Source organism: Streptomyces sp. NPDC047043, from assembly GCF_040644055.1.
GTDB lineage: Bacteria > Actinomycetota > Actinomycetes > Streptomycetales > Streptomycetaceae > Streptomyces.
The window spans coordinates 48,071-72,215 of sequence record NZ_JBEYVO010000050.1 but is presented as its reverse complement, the minus strand read 5'-3'; the positions used below and the strand labels follow the sequence as shown (position 1 = coordinate 72,215).

The following is a 24,145-nucleotide window of genomic DNA, read 5'->3' as shown; positions in this document are numbered from 1 at the left end:
ACCCCAGTGCTTCGGGGTAGCGTCTGGGCATGAGCGACTCTGTGCCCGAGGCCACGGTGGAAGTGGAAGCGGTGGTTCCGGAGCCGGACGGTCCGGTCGAACCGGAGTACGACCCCGCCGCCCCCGCCCCGCTGAACGTGCCCCGCACCCCGACCGGCAACGCCGAGGTCGACGCCCAGCTGGAGCGGCTCGGTGACGCCGACCACCTCGCCACGGACGGACACCTCGAGGTGTACGAGGATGTACACCGGGGGTTGCGCGACGCGCTCACCGCGCTCGACGCGCGCCCGGGACCTCCGGCGCCCACACCGCCGTACGGCAATGGGGCGCCTTCACCCTCGTACGGCAATAGGAGCTGAACCGAACGTGGCAGGAGTCGCACGCCGCCGTCTGGACGCGGAGCTGGTCCGCCGGAAGCTTGCGCGCTCGCGCGAGCATGCCGGCCAGCTGATCGCGGCCGGGCGGGTCACCGTCGGCAAGACCGTCGCGACCAAGTCCGCCACGCAGGTGGAGACCGCGGCGGCGATCGTCGTCTCGGCCGACGACGACGATCCCGACTACGTGTCCCGGGGCGGGCACAAGCTTGCGGGTGCGCTGCAGGCGTTCGTACCGCAGGGGCTTGTGGTGGAAGGGCGGCGCGCGCTGGACGCCGGCGCGTCCACCGGCGGGTTCACGGACGTCCTGCTGCGGTCCGGGGCCGCGCATGTCGTCGCCGTCGACGTCGGATACGGACAACTCGCGTGGACTCTGCAGAGCGATGAACGCGTCACCGTCAAGGACCGTACGAACGTACGCGAGTTGACGCTCGAAGCGATCGATGGGGAGCCTGTGGATCTTGTCGTGGGGGATCTGTCCTTCATCCCGCTCGGCCTGGTACTGCCTGCCTTGGTGCGGTGCGTGAAACCGGACGCCGACCTGGTGATGATGGTCAAGCCGCAGTTCGAAGTGGGGAAGGAACGGCTGGGCAGCGGGGGAGTCGTACGGAGCACGCAGCTGCGGGCGGAGGCCGTGCGGGGAGTGGCCCAGAAGGCGTGGGAACTCGGGCTCGGGGTGAAGGGTGTCACCGCCAGTCCGTTGCCCGGACCGTCCGGGAATGTCGAGTACTTTCTGTGGCTGCGGGCCGGGGCACCCGGACTGGACCCGGCCGATGTTGACCGTGCAGTGGCGGAGGGGCCGCGTTGACACAGAACCGAGCTCGTACTGTTTTCCTGCTCGCCCACACGGGTCGGCCCGCGGCCATCCGCAGCGCCGAGCTGGTGGTGAAGGGCCTGCTGCGCGAGGGCATCGGCGTGCGCGTCCTGGAGTACGAGGCCGCCGATCTGCCGCTGCCGGAAGAGGTGGAGCTGGTCAAGGAGGCCACTCCGCAGTGCCTCGACGGGTGCGAACTGCTCATAGTGCTGGGCGGTGACGGGACGCTGCTGCGCGGCGCCGAGTTCGCCCGGGCCTCCGGGGTGCCGATGCTCGGCGTCAACCTCGGGCGGGTCGGGTTCCTCGCGGAGGCCGAGCGGGACGATCTCGACAAGGTCGTCGACCGGGTGGTCACGAAGTCGTACGAGGTCGAGGAGCGGATGACCGTTGATGTCGTCGTTCATCAGAACGGGGACATCGTGCACACGGACTGGGCGCTGAACGAGGCGGCGGTGCAGAAGGCGGGCGCCGAGAAGCTGTTGGAAGTCGTGCTGGAGATCGACGGGCGGCCGGTGACCGGGTTCGGGTGTGACGGGATCGTCCTGTCGACTCCGACGGGGTCCACGGCTTATGCCTTCTCCGCCGGTGGGCCTGTGGTGTGGCCCGAGGTGGAGGCGCTGTTGATGGTGCCGATTTCGGCGCATGCGCTGTTCGCCAAGCCGTTGGTGACGTCGCCGGATTCCGTGCTCGCGGTTGAGGTGCTGCCTCATATTCCGCCGGGGGTTTTGTGGTGTGACGGGCGGCGGACCGTGGAGTTGCCGCCGGGGGCGAGGGTTGAGGTGCGGCGGGGGGCTGTGCCGGTGCGGTTGGCTCGGCTGCATCATGCGTCGTTCACGGATCGGCTCGTGGCGAAGTTTGCGTTGCCGGTCTCCGGGTGGCGAGGTGCGCCGCATTAGCGCTCCGTAGGGGGTGGCTGGGGATTCTTGCGCGACTGCGGGTCCGTTGTGGCCTGTCGCGCGGTTCCCCGCGCCCCTGAAGCCGTTGCACTCGCCCGAGTGACAATGTGCCGTCGATGCGCATTCGTCACCTGCACCTTCACACAACCGAGACGGGGGGCGTCGCACTCGGTGCCTTCGACCTCGTAAGGTCGTGTTCGTGTTGGAGGAGATGCGGATACGGTCGCTCGGAGTCATCGACGACGCGGTTGTCGAGCTGTCGCCCGGGTTCACCGCCGTCACCGGTGAGACGGGTGCGGGCAAGACCATGGTGGTCACCAGCCTCGGGCTGTTGCTGGGCGGGCGGGCCGACCCGGCGCTCGTGCGGATCGGGGCCGAGAAGGCGGTCGTCGAGGGGCGGATCGCCGTCCCTGCCGGTGCCTCGGCCGTTCTGCGCGCCGAGGAGGCCGGGGCCGAGCTCGACGACGGGGCGCTGCTGATCAGCCGTACCGTTTCCGCCGAGGGGCGGTCGCGGGCGCATGTGGGCGGGCGCAGTGTGCCGGTGGGACTGCTCGCCGACCTCGCCGACGACCTCGTGGCCGTGCACGGGCAGACCGACCAGCAGGGGCTGCTGAAGCTGGCCCGGCAGCGGCAGGCGCTCGACCGGTACGCCGGGGACGCCGTGGCCGGGCCGCTCGCCAAGTACGGCGAGGCGTACCGGCGGCTGCGGGCCGTGTCCGTGGAGCTGGAAGAGATCACCACGCGCGCGCGTGAGCGGGCCCAGGAAGCCGACATGCTGCGGTACGGGCTCGACGAGATCGCCGGTGTCGAGCCGCGCGCCGGGGAGGATGTCGAGCTCGCGGAGGAGGCCGAGCGGCTCGGGCATGCCGAGGCGCTGTCGTCCGCCGCTACGGCCGCTCATGCCGCCCTTGCCGGCAATCCGGAGGATCCCGAGGGCATCGACGCCGCGACGCTCGTGGCGGGGGCTCAGCGGGCGCTGGACGCCGTTCGGTCGCACGATCCTGCGTTGGCCGCCCTTGCCGACCGGATCGGCGAGATAGGGATTCTGCTGGGCGATGTCGCCGGGGAGCTGGCGGGATACGCCGACGATCTGGACGCGGATCCCCTGCGGCTGGCGGCAGTTGAGGAACGGCGGGCCGCGCTCACCGCGTTGACCCGGAAGTACGGCGAGGACGTCGCCTCGGTGCTGGTGTGGGCCGAGCGGAGCGCTGCGCGGCTGACGGAGCTGGACAGTGACGACGAGCGGATCGACGAGCTGACGGCTGAGCGGGATGCGCTGCGCGCCGAACTCGGAGGACTCGCCCAGGCGTTGACCGATGCGCGGGCGGAGGCCGCCGAGCGGTTCGCCGCTGCCGTGACGGCCGAGCTGGCCTCGCTCGCGATGCCGCACGCGCGCGTGTCGTTCGAGATCCGGCAGACCGAGGATCCGGAGGGCGTGGAGGTCGGCGGGCGTCCGGTCGCCTACGGGCCGTCCGGCGTCGACGAGGTCGAGCTGCTGCTCGCTCCGCACCCCGGGGCTCCGCCGCGGCCCATCGCCAAGGGTGCGTCCGGTGGTGAGCTGTCGCGCGTGATGCTCGCCGTCGAGGTCGTGTTCGCGGGGACGGATCCCGTGCCGACGTATCTCTTCGACGAGGTCGACGCCGGTGTCGGCGGCAAGGCGGCGGTCGAGATCGGACGGCGGCTGGCACGGCTCGCCAAGTCCGCGCAGGTCGTGGTCGTGACCCACCTTCCGCAGGTGGCCGCCTTCGCCGACCGGCAGCTGCTGGTCGAGAAGACCAACGACGGGTCCGTGACGCGGTCCGGTGTGAAGGTCCTCGAGGGCGAGGAGCGGGTCCGGGAGCTGTCCCGGATGCTCGCCGGCCAGGAGGACTCCGAGACGGCCCGGGCCCACGCGGAGGAGTTGCTGGCCACGGCCAGGGCGGACGTGTAGCGGACCCGAGAGGCTGTGGGGGCGGGTGCCGTAGAGGTGCCCGCCCTTCAATGGCGGGGACGGGCCTGTGGTTCAGGCGTTGACGGGTCTCAGCCACTTGTCGGGGCTGTCCCTGCTCTCGGCGTAGGCGACCCACGCCCAGAAGCTCTCGGCGCCGACGACGTCCGCCGGCACAACAGGCAGGCGGCACTGACAACGACCGGGCGGTGGCGGGGTCGTGCGGCCTCCTAGGGTGGGGCGCATGGGCAGTCGTACGAGCAGGATGACCGCGTTCGTCTCGGCGGTCGGCGTCACGCGGGCGGTGGTCGTCGGGCTGCGGAAGGCGGTGCCCGGTGGAGTCGAGCGCTGGCAGCGGAAGAACTACGCCGGTCGCACCGTCGAGTTGTATGCGGGGCCCGCTGCCGCGGCGGGCGTTGCGCTGGCGGCCGGGCGGGTGCGTCCCGTGGCCGGGTTCGCCGTGTTGGCCGCCGGGGTGTGCGGGGCCTACGACGACGTTGCCGGTGTCGGTGATGCCCGGCGTGGGTTCAGGGCGCATCTCTCCGCGCTTCGGGACGGTGAAGTCACCAGTGGGGCCGTCAAGTTGTTCGGGATCTCGGCCGCCGGGCTGGTCGCCGGGGCGGTGATCGAGGAGCGGCCGCTCGACAAGTTGCTCGCGGGTGTCGTGATCGCCGGGGCCGCGCACTTCGTCAACCTCGTGGACGTGGCTCCGGGGAGGGCGGCCGCAGCGGTCATCCCTTTCGGGGCGCCGGGACTGGTGCGCTCGGGGCCCGGCGCGGAGCTCGCCGCCGCCGCGACGGGTGCCGCAGCGGCCGTGCTGCCCGACGACCTCGGTGAGCGCGCCATGATCGGCGACACCGGCGCGCACGCACTGGGCGCGGCCCTGGGTGCCGCTGTCGTCGCGGGCAACGGACGCCTCGGGTTGCTGGCCCATGCCGCCGCGCTGGTGGCTGCCGCTGCCTACGGCGACAAGGTGAGTGCGGTGGCGCGGCGGTCGTCGGGCCGGGTTGCGCGCGCCGGTTGAGTGCGCCCTTCGGCGCCGTGTGCGCCTGGTCGGCGTCGGCGGTCGAGGGTGGCGTGTCGCGGTGTGCTTCTCATAAGCGGTGCGCTTCTCATAAGTCGCGGGCCGCGCGCCCTCCCTGCTCCCACCGGAATCACCGGCAATCACCGGGACAGCCCGAAACTGCCCTGGAACCGTCCCTGATCACCCTCTAATCCCCACAGAACCACACGAAACCACCGCGAGACCGCCCCGGAACCGCCCGTTCCTCACCCGTGTGAGTGACCGCCGTCCCCGCCCCGGCGCGCCCGCCGCGGGTTCCCGCCCCCTCCGCGGTGCCGGAACACCCGTACGTCCTGGCATCCTTGGCGTAGTACGTGGAGGAAACCGCGCGGTCCACCCCCACCGTCCGGTCCTTCTGTACCTTCTTCGTGACCGCCCGACGCCGAACCAGGAGCCCCGGCCACGTGAGCAGCCACTCACCGCACGGCCAGTCGTCGCTGCGCACCGTGCAGGTGCTGGGCGGCGGCAACGCCGGCAGCAGCGCGCATGTGCGCTCGCTGGCCTCCGGGCTGGTCCAGCGGGGCGTGCGGGTCACCGTGTGCGCCCCCGTCGAGGCCGATCGCACCTACGACTTCACGGGCGCCGGCGCCGAGCACGTGCATGTGCCGCGCAGCAGCGACCCGGGATCCGTGGCCGCCCTGCGGGAGGCCTGCAAGAACGCCGATCTGGTGCATGCCCACGGGCTGCACGCCTCCTTCCGCGCCACCCTCGCGCTCAGCGGGCGCCGCACCCCCCTCGTCGTCACGTGGCACAACCGCGCGCACGTCGAAGGAGCCCGCGCCCAATTCCTGCGCATGCTGGAGCGACGGGTGGTGAAGGCCGCCACCGTCGTGCTCGGTACGACGTCGGACCTCGTGGACCGGGCCCGCCGGACCGGGGCGCGGGACGCGCGGCTCGCCGCCGTCGCCCTGCCGGGACCGCGCCGCACCGTCGAGCAGGAGGACCACGAGCGGCTGAGCTCCAAGGTCCGGGCCGAACTCGGCTCCACCGGCCGCCCGTTGCTGATGGCCGTCGGCTCCCTCGACCGGCATCGCGGCTACGACACGCTCCTGGACGCCACGCGCGCGTGGCGGCGCCTCGACCCCGTACCGCTCGTGGTGATCGCGGGAGAGGGCCCGCTGCGGCCCGTACTGCAGCGCCGTATCGAGGACGAAGGGCTGCCGGTCCGGCTCATCGGACGGCGCGAGGACGTCACCGAGCTGCTCGCGGCCGCCGACCTCGCACTCCTGCCCAGCAGTTGGGAATCGCGCTCCGTGCTCGCCCAGGAGGCCCTGCACGCGCGCGTACCGCTCGTCGCGACCCGTGTCGGAGGCATCCCCGAACTCGTGGGCGACGCCGCCGAACTCGTCCCGTACGGAGACGCGGAGGCCCTCGCCGACGCCGTCGCGGGGCTCCTCGGCGACCCCGAGCGGCGTGAGGACCTGAAGGAGAAGGGCGCACGACAGGCAGCCACTTGGCCGACCGAGGACGAGACCGTCGCCCAAGTGCTGAGCGTCTACGACGAGTTGACTCAGCACCGCCCGCTCATCTAGAAACGCCCAGGTCGGCTAGGGCACATGCCTGCGTGCCCGCAGCGCCAGGCTCAACGCCAGTACCGTCTGCGGGTCGTCGAGGTCCGTGCCGAGCAACTCACCGATCCGGGCCAGGCGGTTGTAGAGCGTCTGCCGGTTGAGGTGGAGTTCGCGGGCCGTCTCCGCCTTGCGGCCCGCGTGCGCCAAGTACGTCTCCAGGGTGGGCAGCAGGGGCGGCCGGGAGCGGTTGTCGTGGTCGCGGACCGGGCCGATCGCGCGGTCCACGAAGGCCGCCAGGTCCGGGTGGTCGCGCAGCCGCCACAGCAGGAGGTCGATGTCCAGGCGGCGCGCGTCGTACCAGGGGCGGTCGGACAGGCCCTGCGCCGCCGTCGCCGTCTCCGCCGCGTGTCTGAGGCCCGCCGAGGCCGCCGCCCAACCGCCCGCCACCCCGACAACCACCACCGGCGGCTGCGCCCCCGGCCGCTGCATCCCGGCCCGCTCCACCCCGGCCCGCAGCGCCGCCGCGACGCGGTCCGCCACCGCCGCCCGCTCCGACTCCGAACGCAGCCCGAGCAGCACGAGGACACGGCCCTCCACAGGTCGTACGCCGAGCAGGACCGGCACACCCACGGAGGCCAGCTCCTCGGAGACCGCGCGCGCCAGCACCGCCCAGCCGCCGCCCGGCGACAGCGCGTCGCCCAGCCGCATCACGACCGGCAGCAGCGGGCTCGCGCCCGGTTTGAAGCCCAGCACGCGCGCCTGCGCGGGCGCGTCCTCCGCGGCGATACGGCCCTCGGCGAGATCGGTGAGGAAGTCCCCGCGGCCCCGCGCCGCCAGCTCCTCCTCCTGTCGCGCCTGCATCAGTACGACGGCGAGGATGCCGGCGGTCCGCTCGGCCGCGATCCGGTGCACCGGCGCCAGCGGCGCCCGTACCGGAAGGAGGACCAGACGGGCGCGCACCGAACCCGTGCCGTGGCCGCCGCCCGGCACGTCCACGAGCACCGAACCGGACGGCGGCGGGGCGTCCTTGTGCTGGCCGCGCAGCCCCTCCCACACCTGGAGCGGATCCGCGCCCTCGGGGCCGGACCCGGCGGCGTACAGCAGCTGTCCGTCCGTCGTCTCCAGGAAGACCGGGTTGCCGCTGAAGTCGGCCAGGATGCCCAGCACTTGGGGCACTCCGCCGCCGCCCAGCAGGGCCTCGGTGCATCTGCGGTGCACTTCTTCCGCCTGCTGCAGCAGGGCGTAGTGGCCGTTGACGATCTCGGTGTGGATCTCCTCCGTGACCGCCACGAACGGTACCTCGCGGTGCAGTTGGACGAGTGGCAGCCCGGCCGCGCGTGCCGTGTCGACGAGCGCGGCGGGCAGGCGCGTGAAACGCGGGCCGAGCTCCATGACCAGGGCGGCGATGCCGCGCTCGGCGAGGGTGCGCACGAACGCCCGCTGTTCGGCCGGACGGGTGCCCAGGCCGTAGCCCGTGGTCAGCAGCAGCTCGCCGCCCTTGAGCAGCGAGGCGATGTTCGGCACCTCGCCTGCGTGCACCCAGCGCACCGTGCGCTGCAGCCGGTCGGCGCCCGCGAGGACCTCCGGCAGGCCGCTGCGCAGGCCGGGCAGCTCCAGCGCCCGCTGAACGGTGATTCCGGCGCCCTGGGTGCCGAACCTGCTGTCCGTGCCGCTGTCCGTGCCGCTGTTCATGAGCCGGACGCTACCCGGGGGTGTGCCTTGGGGACATCTCCGGGCGGGATTGGGCGTCCGCAGGCCGGGTAGCGGCCGGGACATGGACTTCAGCGTGGTCGCCGTGGGGCGGGAGGACGACAGTCCGGTGGACGAGCCGTTGCGGGTGGCGGTGCTCGCCGACCGGCTCGGATACCGGGAGGTGTGGGCGGGGGAGGGGCCGACCTGGGACTCCTTCGTCCTCGCCACGGCGATCGGGCGGGCCACCGAGCGCGTCGCGCTGACGGCCGGTCCCGTGCCGGTGTCGGTGCGCGATCCGTTCACGATCGCCCGGGGCGCCGCGTCCACGGCGGCCGTGGTCGGGCGGCCGGTGGGGGTGGCGCTCGGGACGTCCAGCAAGCGGGTCGTCGAGGGGGTGCACGGGGTGCCCCGGACGCGGCCCGCGGCCGCCCTCGAGGAGTCGGCGGCGGCCGTACGACGCTTCCTGCTCGCCGAGCCGGGCGAGCCGGTCGTGGTCGGCAGCACCTTCCTGCGCCGACAGCCGCCGCCCGGCGGCCCGCTCACCGTGGCGGCCTTCGGGGACCGGGCGATCGCCACGGCCGCCGCGCACGCCGACCGCATGCTGCTCGACATCGCCTCCCCGGAGCAGGTGCGCACGCTGCGGGCGAAACTCGAAGCCGCCGCCGAGCGCGCTGGCCGCACACCGCCCCGCCTCGCGGCCTGGCTGCCCGCCGCCGTCGATCCGGAGCCGGAGTCCCTTGCCCAGGTGCTGCGGAGCATTGCCGGGTATCTGACGGTGCCGGGCTACAGCGACATGTTCGCAGCGGCGGGCTTCGGTACGGCGGTGCAGCTGGCCGCGAGCGGTGCCGACTTTGACGCGCTGGTCCGGGCGCTCCCGGCGGCGGCCACGGGCATGGTCGGGCTGGTCGGCGACGTCGACGCCGTACGCGCGCGTGTCGAGGCGTATGCCGAGGCCGGGCTGGACGAGATCGCTCTCGTTCCGGCGACGGCGGGTGACGCGGCCGGGGAGCGCACCCTGAAAGCACTCAGGCCGGCCTGATGTTGTGGTTGAAGCGGAACACGTTGTCCGGGTCGTAGCGCCGCTTCAGCTCGCCCAGTCGCCGGGCGTTCTCCGCGCCGACGCCGGCCACCACGCGGTCCGCGCCCTCGTCGCCGATGAAGTTGAGGTAAACCGCGCCGGTGCTCCACGGCCGTACGGCCGCCCGCACGTCCCGGACCCACTGGACGCACCGCTCGTCGTCGGCCGGGTCCGCCCACAGCCCGAAGGGGTGCACGCCCCAGGGCGCGTCCCGGTAGGGCACGGGGAACTCGTGCGGCCCGGTGCCGATCGCGCCGCCTTGGGGGAACAGCGCGTGCATGGTGCCCGTCGGCACCGGCACGGCCTCCCCGAGGGCGCAGAAGGCGTCCACGAGGTCGTCGGGCGCGCCGGTCAGATACTCCGCCGACCAGTAGTTCCGCATGTCCGGCGGATCGTCGAGCATGCACTGCACGTCGGCGTACGGCATCGCCCCGACGATCTCCGCCTCGTGCGGCAGCGCCAGCAGCGGCTCGGCGACCTTGCGCATGTCGTTCTCGGATCCGGCGTACGTCAGCAGCACGACGCACAGCAGCGAACCGACCAGCTGCGGCGGGACGAACTCCTCTGGCGGACCGGTGACGTAGATGACGGCACCGCTCGCCTCGTCCGGACCGGCGGTGATCACATCGCGGTAGGTGCGCGTGGCCTCCGGGCCGAACTCGGGCAGGTACAGCAGCATCGCGATCGAGAACTCGGGCAGTTCGTGCAGCTTCAGTGTGATCGCCGTGGCGATGCCGAAGTTGCCCCCGCCGCCGTGCAGGCCCCAGAACAGCTCCGGGTTCTCGTCGGCGTTGGCATGGACCCGTTCGCCCTCGGCGGTGACCAGTTCGACACCGAGGAGATTGTCGACCGCGAGACCGCAGAAGCGGTCCAGCCAGCCCGTGCCGCCGCCCAGCACGAAACCGCCGACCCCCGTGGTCGAGGCCCGTCCGCCGGTGGTCGCGAGGCCGAACGGCTGGGTGGCGCGGTCCAGATCGCTCATCGTGGCGCCGCCCGCCACCCGTACCGCCTCGGCCCCGGGATGGGCGGTGACCGCGCGCATATGGCGCAGGTCGACCACCACGGCCCCGTCGCCCAGCGCCATGCCCGCCACGCTGTGCCCGCCGCCGCGCACCGCGATCGGCAGGTCCAGGTCACGGGCGAAGCGCACCGACCGCACCACGTCGGCCTCGTCCACGCACTGCGCGATCACCGCCGGCCGCCGGTCGATCATGGCGTTGAAGACGACCCGGGCCTCGTCGTAGCCCGCGTCCCCCGGGGCGAACACATCGCCGACCAGATCCTCGCGCAGCGCGTCGAGGGCCGCGCCCGCCTTCGAGTGGGAAGCCATGGCCATCCCCTTCTGAAAAGGGGTGAATGTCTGCTTCCAGCCTAGGCGGACGCGATACGGCGGTCCTGTTCAGCTGCTGTACGTCACCGATCGGTAAGGGTCAGCCGCCGTAGGCTCCGGACGCCGTCAGGCGCAGGGCCGTGTCGATGAGCGGGACGTGGCTGAAGGCCTGCGGGAAGTTGCCGACCTGGCGCTTGAGGCGCGGGTCCCACTCCTCGGCGAGCAGACCGAGGTCGTTGCGCAGGGCCAGCAGCTTCTCGAACAGCTTGCGGGCCTCGTCCACGCGGCCGATCATCGCGAGGTCGTCCGCCATCCAGAACGAGCAGGCCAGGAACGCCCCTTCGTCACCGGGGAGGCCGTCGACGCCCTCGCTGTCGCCCTCGGTCGGGTAGCGCAGGATGAAGCCGTCCGGCGTGGACAGCTCGCGCTGGATCGCCTCGATGGTGCCGATGACGCGCTTGTCGTCCGGGGGCAGGAAGCCCATCTGCGGGATGAGCAGCAAGGACGCGTCCAGCTCCTTCGAGCCGTACGACTGCGTGAAGGTGTTGCGCTCCTTGTCGTAGCCCTTCTCGCAGACGTCCCGGTGGATGTCGTCGCGCAGCTCGCGCCAGCGCTCCAGCGGGCCGTCCGCGTCGCCGGACTCGATGAGCTTGATGGTGCGGTCGACGGCGACCCAGGCCATGACCTTGGAGTGCACGAAGTGGCGGCGCGGGCCGCGCACCTCCCAGATGCCCTCGTCCGGCTCGTCCCAGTGCTGCTCCAGGTAGCGGATCAGCTTGAGCTGCAGCAGGGAGGCGTAGTCGCTGCGGGCCAGGCCGGTCATGTGGCCCAGGTGCAGGGCCTCGGTGACCTCGCCGTACACGTCGAGCTGGAGCTGGTGCGCCGCGCCGTTGCCGACGCGCACCGGCGCCGAGTTCTCGTAGCCCGGCAGCCAGTCCAGCTCGGCCTCGCCGAGCTCGCGCTCGCCCGCGATGCCGTACATGATCTGCAGGTTCTCGGGGTCGCCGGCGACCGCGCGCAGCAGCCACTCGCGCCAGGCGCGGGCCTCCTCGCGGTAGCCGGTGCGCAGCAGTGAGGACAGGGTGATCGCCGCGTCGCGCAGCCAGGTGTACCGGTAGTCCCAGTTGCGGACGCCGCCGATGTCCTCCGGGAGGGAGGTCGTCGGGGCGGCGACGATGCCGCCGGTCGGCGCGTACGTCAGGGCCTTGAGCGTGATCAGCGAGCGGATCACCGCCTCGCGGTACGGGCCGTGGTACGTGCAGTGCTCGACCCACTCGCGCCAGAAGTCCTCCGTCGCCTGCAGCGACTGCTCCGGCTCCGGCAGCGCGGGCGGCTGCTTGTGCGAGGGCTCCCAGGAGATCGTGAACGCGATCCGGTCACCCGGGGCGACGGTGAAGTCCGAGTACGTCGTCAGCGACTTGCCGTAGGTCTCGCAGTCCGTGTCGAACCACACGGAGTCCGGGCCCGCGACGGCGACCGTGCGCCCGTCGTGCTTGTGCACCCACGGCACGACCCGGCCGTAGGAGAAACGCATCCGGAGGGCCGAGCGCATCGGGACGCGGCCGGAGACGCCCTCCACGATGCGGATCAGCTGGGGGGCGCCGTCACGCGGGGGCATGAAATCGGTCACTCGGACCGTGCCGCGCGGGGTGTCCCACTCGGATTCCAGGATCAGCGAGTCGCCGCGGTAGCTGCGCCGGGCGGCCGTCGGGGGCTTCGCGTCGGAGGCGTGGGCGGGGCCGAGCCGCCAGAAGCCGTGCTCCTCGGTGCCCAGCAGGCCGGCGAAGATGGCATGCGAGTCGAAGCGGGGCAGGCACAGCCAGTCCACTGTGCCGTCCCGGCAGACCAGGGCTGCGGTCTGCATGTCTCCGATGAGTGCGTAGTCTTCGATGCGCCCGGCCACGTGCAACTCCAGTCGAACGGCCACGTCACCCCCGACAAAAGGGGGCTGTCGCTAGTGCGGTCAAGGGGTCGTTGTAATGCGTCGTTGAGCGGTGAAGCAAAGCAGTCGTCCTGGCCGTGTGGCAAAACGACAATTACTGCTCAACGAACTGACGAGCTCTCGTTGTTCCGGTGCGTACGGGCGGGGGTGGTGCCTGTCGCCGGCCGGGCTCGGCAGCGAGTGTCCGAGCAGGATACGACGCACGTAGATGATCTGTGTGCCGCTCCGGGCAACCTGGACCGGCCGAACGGGTGAGCAACGGGTGAGAAACAGGTGTACCTGTGCGGGTCCGTGGTGACGCGTGTGCGGAGCGTGGCCGGAAGCCATCTCGTCCGGGCGCTGATACCCTGGTAGCCCGTGGACCGGTGGGCACGAAACCCCCGAACCGCAGCGACGGCGACCCCCCGATTTCCGGCCGGGCAGCCGCACCGCACCCCAGACCGCGACCACGGGAGCCCCCTCTTGGCCATGCCGCCGAAATCTACGACGACCAAGCACATCTTCGTCACCGGGGGTGTCGCCTCCTCGCTCGGCAAGGGCCTGACGGCCTCCAGCCTGGGCATGCTGCTCAAGGCCCGCGGGCTGCGGGTGGTCATGCAGAAGCTCGACCCGTACCTGAACGTGGACCCGGGCACGATGAACCCCTTCCAGCACGGCGAGGTCTTCGTCACCAACGACGGCGCCGAGACCGATCTGGACATCGGACACTACGAGCGCTTCCTCGACCGTGACTTGGACGGCTCCGCCAATGTCACTACAGGCCAGGTCTACTCGACGGTGATCGCCAAGGAGCGGCGCGGCGAGTACCTGGGCGACACCGTGCAGGTCATCCCGCACATCACCAACGAGATCAAGCACCGCATCCGCCGCATGGCGACCGACGAGGTCGACGTCGTCATCACGGAGGTCGGCGGCACCGTCGGCGACATCGAGTCGCTGCCGTTCCTCGAGACGGTCCGCCAGGTCCGCCACGAGGTCGGCCGTGACAACGTCTTCGTCGTCCACATTTCCCTCCTGCCGTACATCGGCCCGTCGGGAGAGCTGAAGACGAAGCCGACCCAGCACTCGGTTGCGGCCCTGCGCAACATCGGTATCCAGCCGGACGCCATCGTGCTGCGCTGCGACCGTGAGGTCCCCACCGCGATCAAGCGCAAGATCTCCCTGATGTGCGACGTCGACGAGGCCGCCGTGGTCGCCTGCCCCGACGCCCGCTCGATCTACGACATCCCGAAGACCGTGCACGGCGAGGGCCTGGACGCCTATGTCGTCCGCAAGCTGGACCTGCCGTTCCGCGACGTGGACTGGACGACCTGGGACGACCTGCTCGACCGCGTCCACAACCCCGACCACGAGATCACCCTCGCCCTGGTCGGCAAGTACATCGACCTGCCCGACGCCTATCTCTCGGTCACCGAGGCGCTGCGCGCCGGCGGCTTCGCCAACAAGGCCCGCGTGAAGATCAAGTGGGTCACCTCCGACGACTGCAAGACCCCGGCGGGCGCCAAGGCGCAGCTGGAGGACGTCGACGGTGTGTGCATTCCCGGCGGCTTCGGCGACCGCGGTGTGCTCGGCAAGGTCGGTGCGATCAAGTACGCCCGCGAGAACAAGATCCCGCTGCTCGGCCTCTGTCTCGGCCTGCAGTGCATCGTGATCGAGGCGGCCCGCAACCTTGCCGACATCACCGACGCCAACTCCACCGAGTTCGACTCGGCCACCGGCCACCCGGTCATCTCCACCATGGCCGAGCAGCTCGACATCGTCGCCGGCGAGGGCGACATGGGCGGCACGATGCGCCTGGGCATGTACCCGGCCAAGCTGGCCGAGGGCTCCATCGTCCGCGAGGTGTACGACGGCAAGGAGTACGTCGAGGAGCGGCACCGTCACCGTTACGAGGTCAACAACGCCTACCGCGCGGAGCTGGAGAAGAAGGCGGGCATCCTGTTCTCCGGCACTTCGCCGGACGGCAAGCTCGTGGAGTACGTGGAGTACCCGCGCGACGCCCACCCTTACCTGGTCGCCACGCAGGCGCACCCCGAGCTGCGCTCGCGCCCGACCCGGCCGCACCCGCTGTTCGCGGGCCTCGTGAAGGCCGCGGTCGAGCGGAAGAATTCCAACTAGCACAACAGTTGTACGGTGGCCGGGGCGCACACATTCAAAAGGTGAGCGCCCCGGCTTCGTTTCGGCGTGACTTTTCAGAGGCGTGCGGAAGGACAGGAATGACGATCAAGGACACCTCGGAGGAGTGGGAGATCCGGGCGACGGACACCCCGTTCGTGGGCAACAAGACCTCCGTCCGCACCGACGACGTGGTCATGCCCGACGGAACGGTCGTCCGCCGCGACTACCAGGTCCACCCCGGTTCCGTGGCCGTCCTCGCCCTCGACGACTCCGGCCGCGTCCTGGTGATCCGCCAGTACCGCCACCCGGTGCGCCAGAAGCTGTGGGAGATCCCGGCCGGTCTGCTCGACGTGCCCGGCGAGAACCCGCTGCACGCCGCCCAGCGCGAGCTCTACGAGGAGGCGCACGTCAAGGCCGAGGACTGGCGGGTGCTCACCGACGTGTACACCACCCCCGGCGGCTGTGACGAGGCGGTGCGCATCTTCCTCGCCCGCGACCTGTCCGAGGCCGACGGCGAGCGCTTCGAGGTCGAGCACGAAGAGGCCGACATGGAGCTGGAGCGAGTGCCGCTCGACGAGCTCGTACGGGGCGTCCTCGCCGGCGACCTGCACAACAACTGCCTTGTCGTGGGCGTCCTTTCGCTGGTCGCCGCGCAACACGGCGACGGACTCGACGCACTGCGCCCGGCCGAGGCGCCGTGGCCGGCCCGTCCGTTCGAGGCCTGAACCCATTCGGCCCCTTGCGGTGTGACCATCGGCTGATCCGATCGGGGGACCTGGCCGCCGCGCTCCACCAGGAACGTTGCAGAGCGTGAACTAGGCTCTGAACATGCCCGGACCGGAGTCCCGGCGGGCTTGCGCGTGCGGTGGGACGGGAGTGTGCCCGTGACGGATCAGGCGGTGGACACAGGCGGCGTACGGCTGTCGGGGCGCGTTGCTGCGGAGTATCAGTTCCTGGGCCGTACAAGGGAGTTGAAGGAGCTGCGCGCCGACATCGAGCGTGCGGGCCTGGACACCCTGTCCGGAAAGAAGCCCCCACGCGCGCGCGTACTGCTCATCGCGGGCCGTCCCGGCTCCGGCCGCACGGCCCTCGCCGAGGAGCTCGTACGGCAGGTCGCGGACCGTTACGAGGACGGGGTGCTCCGGGCGCGGCTGAGCGAGCCCGACGGCACCCCCGTCCCCGTCGAGCGCGCCGCCCGCGAACTGCTCGCCGCCGCGGATCTGCCGGCCCCCGCCGGAGCCGCCGCGGACGACCTGACCGAGGCGCTGCGCACCGGCCTCGCCGACCGCCGGGTGCTGGTGCTGCTCGACGACGCGGCGGGCGCCGAGCAGGTCGACGCCCTGCTGCCGGACAGCTCGGAGTGCCTGGTCGTGGCCGTCTCCCAGGGCCCGCTCACCGGTATCTCCGACGTCCGTCCCTGCACCCTCGGCGGCCTCGACACCAAGTCCGCCCTGGAGCTGCTCACCGGGCACATCGGCTCGGTCCGCATCACCGTCGACCCGCGTGCCGCCGAGGGCCTCGTCGAGGAGTGCCAGGCGCAGCCCGCCGCGCTGGAGATGGCCGGCGGCTGGCTCGCCGCCCGGCCCAAGGCGGCCGTCGCCGATCTGGCCAAGCACCTGCACACGGAGGGTGACGAGGGCACACCGCTCAGCCGTATCTTCCGGCTCGCCTACAGTTCGCTGCCCGTGCCGGCCGCCCGGATACTGCGACTGCTCGCCCTCGCCCCGGCCGGCCTGGTCGACCCGCACACCGCGTCCGCGCTCGCCGGCTGCTCGGTCAGCAGCGCCCGCACCACTCTGGACGACTTCGTCGCCCTCGGCCTGCTGCGGGCGGTGGAATCGCCGCTGCCGCAGTACGAGGTCCCGGGATGTCTGCACCCCATGCTCAAGGCGCTCACGGAGAGCAAGGACCGCCCGGGCGAGCTGCAGCTGGCCCGCGCCCGCATGCTGGAGCGGACCGTACGGCTGCTGCAGTCGTGCCGGACGATCACCGAGACGGACAGCGCCGACGCGCGCGAGAAGCTCCAGGGCATGCCGCGCTCCGTGCGCTTCCCGAGCCCGCGGGCCGCCGAGGACTGGCTGCGCATCCGCCGGCCCGCCCTGCTGGCCGCCGCCCGGGCCGCGGTGGCGGACGGGGAGCTGGACACCCTCGCCCGGCGGTTGATGTCGCAGCTGGTCAGGGCCATGGTCGCGCATTTCGGCATGCGGGCCGCCGCACCCGACCTGTACGGCATCCACCGGCTCGTCCTCGACGTGGCCGAGCGCCGCGAGCTGCACCGCGAGAGGGCCGCGGCCCTGTTGAACCTCGGCGATCTGGACGCCCAGACCGGCCGTACGGCCGACGCCCTGGTGCGATACCGGGCCGCGCTGGACGCCGGACGCGAAGCAAATGACCCGTACGCGACCGGTCGCGCAATGGAATCCGTAGGTGGTGCACACCTCGAGCTCGGGGACTACGACCGGGCCGCCGACTGGTTCGGCCGCGCGCTCACCCAGCGCCTGGCCCGGGCGGAGCGCGCGGACGCCGCCCGGCTGTACGGCCGTATCGCCACGACCCACACCTACGCGGGCCGCTACGGCGAGGCGCTGCGCGGGTGGCGGGCCGCGGCCACCGGGTACCGCAAGAACGGTGATGTGGCCGCCCACGCACGGGCGTTGAGCGAACTCGCGCGCGTCCAGGAGTACGCCGGACGCCCCGAGGAGTCCCTGCGCACCTGCCACGAGGCGGTGGAGTGGGCGCGCCGCGCAGAGGACGTACGGCTGCAGGCGGCACTGCAACTGCGACTCGCCGACACGCTCGAACACCTCGGGGATCCTGCCTCCGCCCAGCTGCACCGGGGCACGGCCGAGCGGCTGCTCGGGGAGGAGGCGGGGGAGGCCGAGGACGGGGGTGAGACGGAGCCCGACCAGCCCGATCAGCCGGAACAAGACGCTAACGCCTGCGAAATCCGTAGTACATCCGCAGAAGATTGATGCAATGAAAGGCTAGACAGCGGGAACACCTTCATTAGACTGGCTCTGCCGCACCTTCTCCTGCGGTGTCTCCCGGTGTGCTCATGCATGCCTGGGTATGTGTTGTATTGCCCCACATCCACTGAGCCAAGGACCGTGATCCACGTGAAGGTCGGCATCCCCCGCGAGGTCAAGAACAACGAGTTCCGGGTGGCCATCACCCCCGCCGGTGTGCACGAGCTCGTGCGCCACGGCCACCAGGTCGTCATCGAGCAGGGCGCCGGTCTCGGCTCGTCGATCCCGGACGAGGAGTACGCCGCCGAAGGCGCCCAGATCCTGGGGACCGCCGACGAGGTGTGGGCCACCGCCGACCTTCTGCTCAAGGTCAAGGAGCCCATCGCCGAGGAGTACCACCGCCTCCGCAAGGACCAGACGCTCTTCACCTACCTGCACCTGGCCGCCTCCAAGGAGTGCACCGACGCGCTCATCGAGTCCGGCACCACCGCGATCGCCTACGAGACCGTCGAGCTCCCCAGTCGCGCCCTGCCGCTGCTCGCCCCGATGTCCGAGGTCGCGGGCCGGCTCGCCCCGCAGGTCGGCGCCTACCACCTGATGCGCTCGGTCGGTGGCCGCGGCGTGCTCCCCGGCGGCGTCCCCGGCACCCAGCCCGCGCGTGCCGTCGTCATCGGCGGCGGTGTCTCCGGCTGGAACGCCACGCAGATCGCCGTCGGCATGGGCTTCCACGTCACCCTGCTCGACCGCGACATCAACAAGCTGCGCGAGGCCGACAAGGTCTTCGGCACCAAGGTCCGGGCGATCATGTCCAACGCCTTCGAGCTCGAGAAGGCCGTCCTGGACGCCGACCTCGTCATCGGCGCCGTGCTCATCCCGGGCGCCAAGGCCCCGAAGCTGGTCACCAACGAGCTCGTGTCGCGCATGAAGCCGGGAAGTGTCCTTGTCGACATCGCGATCGACCAGGGCGGCTGCTTCGAGGACTCGCGTCCGACCACGCACGCCGAGCCGACCTTCCAGGTCCACAACTCGGTCTTCTACTGCGTCGCCAACATGCCCGGCGCGGTGCCCAACACCTCCACCTACGCGCTCACCAACGCGACGCTGCCCTACATCGTCGAACTCGCCAACCGCGGCTGGGTGGAGGCGCTGCGCCGCGACCCCGCGCTGGCCAAGGGCCTCAACACCCATGACGGCAAGGTCGTTTACCGCGAGGTCGCCCAGGCGCACGGCCTGGAGCACGTGGAGCTCGAGACCCTGCTCGGCTGACCCGTCAATCGTCGAGCCGCTAAGTCACCATTTGGTAAAAGGCGATACGTCAACACAGGTCGTCAACCCCGCGCGCCCGGCCGGACCTTGCCCGACAAGGTCCGGCCGGATGTGTGTATGGTCACTTTGCGGCTCTCGGCCAACTCGCCTCGAACGTAACCCTTTGGTCGATTCGCACACCGGTCAAACCTGCCGTGCGACGGCCGTACGCCCTTGACAGAGGGATGTTTCATTGCCGACACATCCTGCCGGGTCCGGCGGATTGTGTTGCTGCGGACGCCCGACACGCCATAGAGTCGCCAACCGTCGGCATGGTGCCACGCTGACCTGTCTAGAAGTTTCCTGGTCACCAAGGAGGTAAGACGACTTGTGAATGAGTCGACATTTTCTCCCGGGGGTGGTCGCCCAGGAACGCCGGTAAGGGGCCAGGACCCCGAGGGGTTCGAGGCTGTCGGCTCCGTTGCTGTGCGCACCTTCGCAGCCCATCAGAGCCCGGGTCCGCAGGTGATCCGGACTGCACACCAGAGCATGGATGGCCATCACGTGAACGCCATGGCCGGCGACGGAAGTGGCGCGCCCCACAACCACTTCGCCGACTACGACGAACTGCCCGAAGGGCACTTCTACGACCCCGACGCGGAGTACGAGCCCGACCCCGAGTACGCGGCCACGCTCGCGCCCGATGCTGCCCGCCAGCGCCGTGAGCGCGTCGGCCCGACCGGGCGCCCGCTGCCGTACTTCCCGATCCCGGGCCCGCTGACCGACCACGGCCCCGCGAAGATCATCGCGATGTGCAACCAGAAGGGCGGCGTCGGCAAGACGACGTCGACCATCAACCTGGGTGCCGCGCTCGCGGAGTACGGACGGCGCGTGCTGCTCGTGGACTTCGACCCGCAGGGCGCGCTGTCGGTGGGCCTCGGTGTCAACCCGATGGAGCTCGACCTCACCGTCTACAACCTGCTCATGGAGCGGGGCATGGCGGCCGACGAGGTCCTCCTGAAGACGGCGGTTCCGAACATGGACCTGCTGCCCAGCAACATCGACCTGTCCGCCGCCGAGGTCCAGTTGGTCTCCGAGGTCGCGCGCGAGTCGACGCTGCAGCGCGCCCTGAAGCCGCTGATGTCGGACTACGACTACATCGTGATCGACTGTCAGCCCTCGCTCGGCCTGCTCACGGTCAACGCGCTGACGGCCGCGCACAAGGTGATAGTGCCGCTCGAGTGCGAGTTCTTCGCACTGCGTGGTGTGGCGCTGCTGACGGAGACCATCGAGAAGGTCCAGGAGCGGCTCAACCCGGAGCTGGAGCTCGACGGGATCCTCGCCACGATGTACGACTCGCGCACGGTCCACAGCCGCGAGGTCCTGGCCCGTGTGGTCGAGGCATTCGACGATCACGTCTACCACACGGTCATCGGGCGCACGGTCCGCTTCCCGGAGACCACGGTCGCCGGTGAGCCGATCACCACGTACGCCTCCAACTCCGTCGGCGCCGCCGCCTACCGTCAGCTCGCCAGGGAGGTGCTCGCCCGGTGTCACGCCGAGTGAGTCTGCCGGGGGCCGACGAACTCTTCCGTACGACAGGGGGAATGGCGCTCCAGCCGTCCACTCCGCGGCGGGGGGCCAACGGCGAAGCCCGTGTGCCCGCGCCCGCGGGGGAGAGCGACCCGGCCGCGGCCGGGTCGCCCGAGGACGCACCGCAGTCGGTGCCCGCACAGGGCGGCGACGGCGAGGGCGCGGAGCATGTGGCGGCGGAGCCGGAGCCGGCCGACGCCGGGGAGTCCCGCAGCCGCGCGGCGGCAGCGGAGCGCTCCGGGCGACGTCAGGGGGCGCAGGAAGGTTCTGCCGCCGCCGCGTCCGCGGGCGCCCAGCCCCGCAAGCGCGGCCGGTCCTCGGCCTCGCGTCGGCCCAGCGGGCGGGAGCGGCACGACGAGAAGATCACCGTGTACGTGTCCGCCGAGGAGCTGATGGACCTGGAGCACGCGCGCCTGGTGCTCCGCGGCGAGCACGGCCTGGCCGTCGACCGCGGGCGGATCGTCCGCGAGGCGGTCGCCGTGGTGCTGGCCGACCTGGAGTCCCGCGGGGACGCGAGCATTCTCGTACGTCGGCTGCGTGGGCGGTAGGCGGTAGCCTGCGGGGCCATGACCTCGAACGACGCTCCCGTCCCCGGCGGTGCCGCCGGCCGTCGGCGTGCGCTCGGCCGGGGACCGGGGACGACTGCTCCGCAGGCCGAACCGGAGGCTCCCGTGGAGGAGTTTCCGGTGCTCGTGCAGGAGCCCCCTGCGGAGGAGCCTTCGGTTGTCGCGGAGTCTCCCGCCGTAGAGCCTTCGGTCGTCGAGGAGCCACCTGCCGTAGAGCCTTCGGTCGTCGAGGAGCCACCTGCCGTAGAGCCTTCGGTTGTCGCGGAGTCTCCTGCCGAAGAGCTTCCGGTTGTCGCGGAGCCCCCTGCCGAAGAGCTTCCGGTTGTCGCGGAGCCCCCTGCCGAAGAGCCTTCGGTTGTCGCGGAGCCCCCTGCCGAAGAGCCTTCAGCTGTTGTCCCGGAGCCTGCGGAGCCCGAGGAACCCTCCGACGGCGTCTTCAAGGTCCGGCTCTCCAACTTCGAAGGGCCCTTCGACCTTCTCCTCCAGCTGATCTCCAAGCACAAGATGGACGTCACCGAGGTCGCGCTGTCCAAGGTGACCGACGAGTTCATGGCGCACATCCGGGCCATGGGGTCGGACTGGGACCTCGACGAGACGACCGAGTTCCTGGTCGTCGCGGCCACGCTGCTCGACCTGAAGGCGGCCCGGCTGCTGCCCTCCGCCGAGGTGGAGGACGAGGCCGACCTCGCGCTTCTCGAAGCCCGGGACCTGCTGTTCGCGCGGTTGCTGCAGTACCGCGCGTACAAGCAGATCGCCGACATCTTCAACCGGCGACTGGACGAGGAGGCCCGGCGCTACCCCCGTACCGTCGGACTCGAGCCCCATCACGCCGAGCTGCTGCCCGAGGTGGTCATCAGCATCGGACCGGAGGGGTTCGCGAAGCTCGCCGTGAAGGCGATGCAGCCCAAGCCCAAGCCGCAGGTGTACGTCGACCACATCCATGCGCCCCTGGTGAGCGTCCAGGAGCAGGCCGGAATCGTGGTCGCCCGGCTGCGGGAGCTCGGCGAGGCCAGCTTCCGGGCCCTCGTCGAGGACACCGACGACACCCTCACCGTCGTAGCAAGATTCCTGGCGCTGCTGGAGCTGTACCGGGAGAAGGCCGTGGCGCTCGACCAGGAGACGGCGCTCGGTGAGCTGATCGTGCGCTGGACCGGCGGGGAGGGCGACGAGACGCCCACGGTGACCGACGAGTTCGACCGGCCGCCCGAGGTGCCCAAGGACGAAGCCAAGGAGAAGAAGGCGTGAGCGAGGAGACCACCGAACTGCCGGCGGGGCTGCGCACCGTCGCCGACCTCGACCTCAAGCCCGCCCTGGAGGCCGTCCTCATGGTGGTGGACGAGCCCGCGACCGAGGAGCACCTCGCGAAGATCCTCCAGCGGCCCAGACGGCAGATCGGGGACGCGCTGCGGGCACTGGCCGACGAGTACGCCGTGCAGGGCCGCGGCTTCGAGCTGCGGCTGATCGCCGGCGGCTGGCGTTTCTACAGCCGGCCCGAGTACGCCGCGGCCGTCGAGGGCTTCGTGCTGGACGGCCAGCAGGCGCGCCTCACCCAGGCCGCCCTGGAGACCCTGGCGGTCGTCGCCTATCGTCAGCCGGTGAGCCGCAGCCGCGTCTCGGCCGTACGAGGAGTCAACTGCGACGGCGTGATGCGGACCCTTCTGCAACGGGGTCTGGTCCAGGAGGCGGGCACGGAACCCGAAACAGGTGCGATCCTGTACACGACGACGAACTACTTTCTGGAGCGGATGGGCCTGCGCGGTCTGGACGAGCTCCCGGAGCTCGCGCCCTTCCTGCCGGAGGCGGAGGCGATCGAGGCCGAGACCCAGGAAGCCGTACCGTCGTTCGATCCGGACGCCCCGGATCCGGACGACGGTCCCACGTCGGCCATGACTGACACGACGACGACGGAACTTTGATGCGAAGCAGCGGCAGCGGTAGCGGCAAGAGCGGTGGGCGCGGTAACTACCGCGGTGCCGGCAACAACAGGGACCAGAAGCAGGGCGGCCAGGGCGGCCGCCCGCGCAAGCCCCGCCCCGAGGAGCGCCGCTACGACGTGGGCCCCGGCGCCACCCCGGACGGTCCGAAGTCCGGTCGTGGCGGCTCCGCGCGCGGGGGTGCCAAGGGCGGGCCGAAGCAGTCCCAGCAGGGCGGGCGCGGCCGTACGGCGCCCGGCAGCTCGCGCGAGTACGACGCGCGGGCCGAGGAGCGCAACCGGGACCGGTACGCGGGCAAGAAGGACGTCAAGCTGCCCAAGACCTTCCCGGGCGCCGAGCAGGAGGGCGAGCGGCTGCAGAAGGTGCTCGCGCGGGCGGGCTACGGCTCCCGGCGCGCCTGCGAGGAGCTGATCGAGCAGGCCCGGGTCGAGGTCAACGGCGAGATCGTCCTCGAGCAGGGCAAGCGCGTCGACCCGGAGAAGGACGAGGTCAAGGTCGACGGCCTGACCGTCGCGACGCAGTCGTACCAGTTCTTCTCGCTGAACAAGCCCGCCGGTGTCGTGTCGACGATGGAGGACCCCGAGGGGCGGCAGTGCCTCGGCGACTACGTCACCAACCGTGAGACCCGGCTCTTCCACGTCGGGCGGCTCGACACCGAGACCGAGGGCGTCATCCTGCTCACCAACCACGGCGAGCTGGCGCACCGGCTGACCCACCCCAAGTACGGCGTGAAGAAGACCTACCTCGCCGCCATCGTGGGCCCGATCCCGCGCGACCTGGGCAAGAAGCTCAAGGACGGCATCCAGCTGGACGACGGGTACGCGCGCGCGGACCACTTCCGCGTCGTCGAGCAGACCGGCAAGAACTACCTGGTCGAGGTCACCCTGCACGAGGGCCGCAAGCACATCGTCCGCCGCATGCTGGCGGAGGCGGGCTTCCCGGTCGAGAAGCTGGTGCGCACCTCCTTCGGGCCGATCACCCTGGGCGACCAGAAGTCGGGCTGGCTGCGCCGGCTGTCGAACACGGAGGTCGGGATGCTGATGAAGGAAGTCGACCTCTGAGCCACACCTGATGTTTCGGCCGGTCCTGGATTCCT

Annotated in this window: 19 protein-coding genes; 16 read left to right on the top strand and 3 right to left on the bottom strand. The window is 71.3% G+C overall.

Annotated features, from left to right (window positions below):
- The first annotated feature begins 29 nt into the window (after positions 1–29).
- From ABZ880_RS49795 to ABZ880_RS49770, 6 genes are all read left to right on the top strand, one after another.
- Entirely contained in the window at positions 30–359 is a 330-nt protein-coding gene (locus ABZ880_RS49795) for a hypothetical protein (protein ID WP_361277714.1), read from the top strand.
- Positions 360–366: 7 nt separating this feature from the next.
- On the top strand, positions 367–1,182 hold the full coding sequence (locus ABZ880_RS49790) for a TlyA family RNA methyltransferase (protein WP_361277713.1): 816 nt from the start codon (positions 367–369) through the stop codon (positions 1,180–1,182).
- Positions 1,179–2,084: an NAD kinase gene (locus tag ABZ880_RS49785; RefSeq protein ID WP_361277712.1), complete on the top strand. Its 906-nt coding sequence runs from the start codon at positions 1,179–1,181 to the stop codon at positions 2,082–2,084. Before ABZ880_RS49790 ends, ABZ880_RS49785 begins: the two co-directional genes overlap by 4 nt.
- Positions 2,085–2,295: 211 nt before the next feature.
- Positions 2,296–4,014, top strand: coding sequence for a DNA repair protein RecN (gene recN / locus ABZ880_RS49780; protein WP_361277722.1), 1,719 nt, complete (start codon positions 2,296–2,298; stop codon positions 4,012–4,014).
- Positions 4,015–4,255: 241 nt separating this feature from the next.
- Positions 4,256–5,035 carry a hypothetical protein gene (locus ABZ880_RS49775; RefSeq protein WP_361277711.1) on the top strand — a complete coding sequence of 260 codons (780 nt, stop codon included), beginning with the start codon at positions 4,256–4,258 and terminating at the stop codon, positions 5,033–5,035.
- Between the two features lie 443 nt (positions 5,036–5,478).
- On the top strand, positions 5,479–6,606 hold the full coding sequence (locus tag ABZ880_RS49770; RefSeq protein WP_361277710.1) for a glycosyltransferase family 4 protein: 1,128 nt from the start codon (positions 5,479–5,481) through the stop codon (positions 6,604–6,606).
- Positions 6,607–6,621: 15 nt separating this feature from the next.
- Here the strand turns inward: ABZ880_RS49770 and ABZ880_RS49765 are convergent, their stop codons facing one another.
- Entirely contained in the window at positions 6,622–8,277 is a 1,656-nt protein-coding gene (locus ABZ880_RS49765) for a PucR family transcriptional regulator (RefSeq protein ID WP_361277709.1), read from the bottom strand.
- Between the two features lie 82 nt (positions 8,278–8,359).
- On the opposite strand from ABZ880_RS49765, the gene ABZ880_RS49760 reads away from it, so the two are divergent.
- On the top strand, positions 8,360–9,316 hold the full coding sequence (locus tag ABZ880_RS49760) for an LLM class F420-dependent oxidoreductase (RefSeq protein WP_361277708.1): 957 nt from the start codon (positions 8,360–8,362) through the stop codon (positions 9,314–9,316).
- Here the strand turns inward: ABZ880_RS49760 and ABZ880_RS49755 are convergent.
- Together ABZ880_RS49755 and ABZ880_RS49750 are read right to left on the bottom strand one after the other, a co-directional pair.
- A complete protein-coding gene (locus ABZ880_RS49755; protein WP_361277707.1) occupies positions 9,303–10,685 on the bottom strand; it encodes an FAD-binding oxidoreductase in 1,383 nt (460 codons plus the stop codon). The two genes, ABZ880_RS49760 and ABZ880_RS49755, sit on opposite strands and share 14 nt — an antisense overlap.
- A gap of 100 nt (positions 10,686–10,785) precedes the next feature.
- Positions 10,786–12,588, bottom strand: a complete 1,803-nt coding sequence (locus tag ABZ880_RS49750; RefSeq protein ID WP_361277706.1) for a glycoside hydrolase family 15 protein — start codon at positions 12,586–12,588, stop codon at positions 10,786–10,788.
- 507 nt (positions 12,589–13,095) lie between these two features.
- On the opposite strand from ABZ880_RS49750, the gene ABZ880_RS49745 reads away from it, so the two are divergent.
- The 9 genes from ABZ880_RS49745 to ABZ880_RS49705 all read left to right on the top strand — a co-directional run bounded on the left by ABZ880_RS49745 (position 13,096) and on the right by ABZ880_RS49705 (position 24,110).
- Entirely contained in the window at positions 13,096–14,745 is a 1,650-nt protein-coding gene (locus ABZ880_RS49745) for a CTP synthase (RefSeq protein WP_361277705.1), read from the top strand.
- A gap of 98 nt (positions 14,746–14,843) precedes the next feature.
- A complete protein-coding gene (locus tag ABZ880_RS49740; protein ID WP_361277704.1) occupies positions 14,844–15,470 on the top strand; it encodes an NUDIX hydrolase in 627 nt (208 codons plus the stop codon).
- A 159-nt stretch (positions 15,471–15,629) separates the two neighbouring features.
- Positions 15,630–17,717, top strand: a complete 2,088-nt coding sequence (locus ABZ880_RS49735; protein ID WP_361277703.1) for a tetratricopeptide repeat protein — start codon at positions 15,630–15,632, stop codon at positions 17,715–17,717.
- A 144-nt stretch (positions 17,718–17,861) separates the two neighbouring features.
- Positions 17,862–18,977 (top strand): alanine dehydrogenase, encoded by a 1,116-nt coding sequence (gene ald, locus ABZ880_RS49730; RefSeq protein ID WP_361277721.1) that lies wholly within the window; start codon positions 17,862–17,864, stop codon positions 18,975–18,977.
- Between the two features lie 369 nt (positions 18,978–19,346).
- Positions 19,347–20,522 (top strand): ParA family protein, encoded by a 1,176-nt coding sequence (locus ABZ880_RS49725; RefSeq protein ID WP_361277702.1) that lies wholly within the window; start codon positions 19,347–19,349, stop codon positions 20,520–20,522.
- Positions 20,507–21,097 (top strand): hypothetical protein, encoded by a 591-nt coding sequence (locus ABZ880_RS49720; RefSeq protein ID WP_361277701.1) that lies wholly within the window; start codon positions 20,507–20,509, stop codon positions 21,095–21,097. Before ABZ880_RS49725 ends, ABZ880_RS49720 begins: the two co-directional genes overlap by 16 nt.
- Before the next feature lie 18 nt (positions 21,098–21,115).
- Positions 21,116–22,360: a segregation/condensation protein A gene (locus ABZ880_RS49715; protein ID WP_361277700.1), complete on the top strand. Its 1,245-nt coding sequence runs from the start codon at positions 21,116–21,118 to the stop codon at positions 22,358–22,360.
- Positions 22,357–23,031, top strand: a complete 675-nt coding sequence (gene scpB, locus ABZ880_RS49710) for an SMC-Scp complex subunit ScpB (RefSeq protein WP_361277699.1) — start codon at positions 22,357–22,359, stop codon at positions 23,029–23,031. The genes ABZ880_RS49715 and scpB overlap by 4 nt, the downstream gene beginning before the upstream one ends.
- The gene (locus tag ABZ880_RS49705) at positions 23,031–24,110 is read left to right on the top strand and encodes a pseudouridine synthase (RefSeq protein ID WP_361277698.1); all 1,080 of its coding nucleotides are present in this window, start codon (positions 23,031–23,033) and stop codon (positions 24,108–24,110) included. The genes scpB and ABZ880_RS49705 overlap by 1 nt, the downstream gene beginning before the upstream one ends.
- Positions 24,111–24,145: the final 35 nt, after the last annotated feature.

What these genes read in the sequence shown, in the direction of transcription:
- ABZ880_RS49795 (WP_361277714.1), top strand. Translation starts at nt 30, where the DNA reads ATGAGCGACTCTGTGCCCGAGGCCACGGTGGAAGTGGAAGCGGTGGTT.
- recN (WP_361277722.1), top strand. Translation starts at nt 2,296, where the DNA reads ATGCGGATACGGTCGCTCGGAGTCATCGACGACGCGGTTGTCGAGCTG.
- ABZ880_RS49775 (WP_361277711.1), top strand. Translation starts at nt 4,256, where the DNA reads ATGGGCAGTCGTACGAGCAGGATGACCGCGTTCGTCTCGGCGGTCGGC.
- ABZ880_RS49765 (WP_361277709.1), bottom strand. Translation starts at nt 8,277, where the DNA reads ATGAACAGCGGCACGGACAGCGGCACGGACAGCAGGTTCGGCACCCAG.
- ABZ880_RS49760 (WP_361277708.1), top strand. Translation starts at nt 8,360, where the DNA reads ATGGACTTCAGCGTGGTCGCCGTGGGGCGGGAGGACGACAGTCCGGTG.
- ABZ880_RS49755 (WP_361277707.1), bottom strand. Translation starts at nt 10,685, where the DNA reads ATGGCTTCCCACTCGAAGGCGGGCGCGGCCCTCGACGCGCTGCGCGAG.
- ABZ880_RS49745 (WP_361277705.1), top strand. Translation starts at nt 13,096, where the DNA reads ATGCCGCCGAAATCTACGACGACCAAGCACATCTTCGTCACCGGGGGT.
- ABZ880_RS49740 (WP_361277704.1), top strand. Translation starts at nt 14,844, where the DNA reads ATGACGATCAAGGACACCTCGGAGGAGTGGGAGATCCGGGCGACGGAC.
- ABZ880_RS49715 (WP_361277700.1), top strand. Translation starts at nt 21,116, where the DNA reads ATGACCTCGAACGACGCTCCCGTCCCCGGCGGTGCCGCCGGCCGTCGG.
- ABZ880_RS49705 (WP_361277698.1), top strand. Translation starts at nt 23,031, where the DNA reads ATGCGAAGCAGCGGCAGCGGTAGCGGCAAGAGCGGTGGGCGCGGTAAC.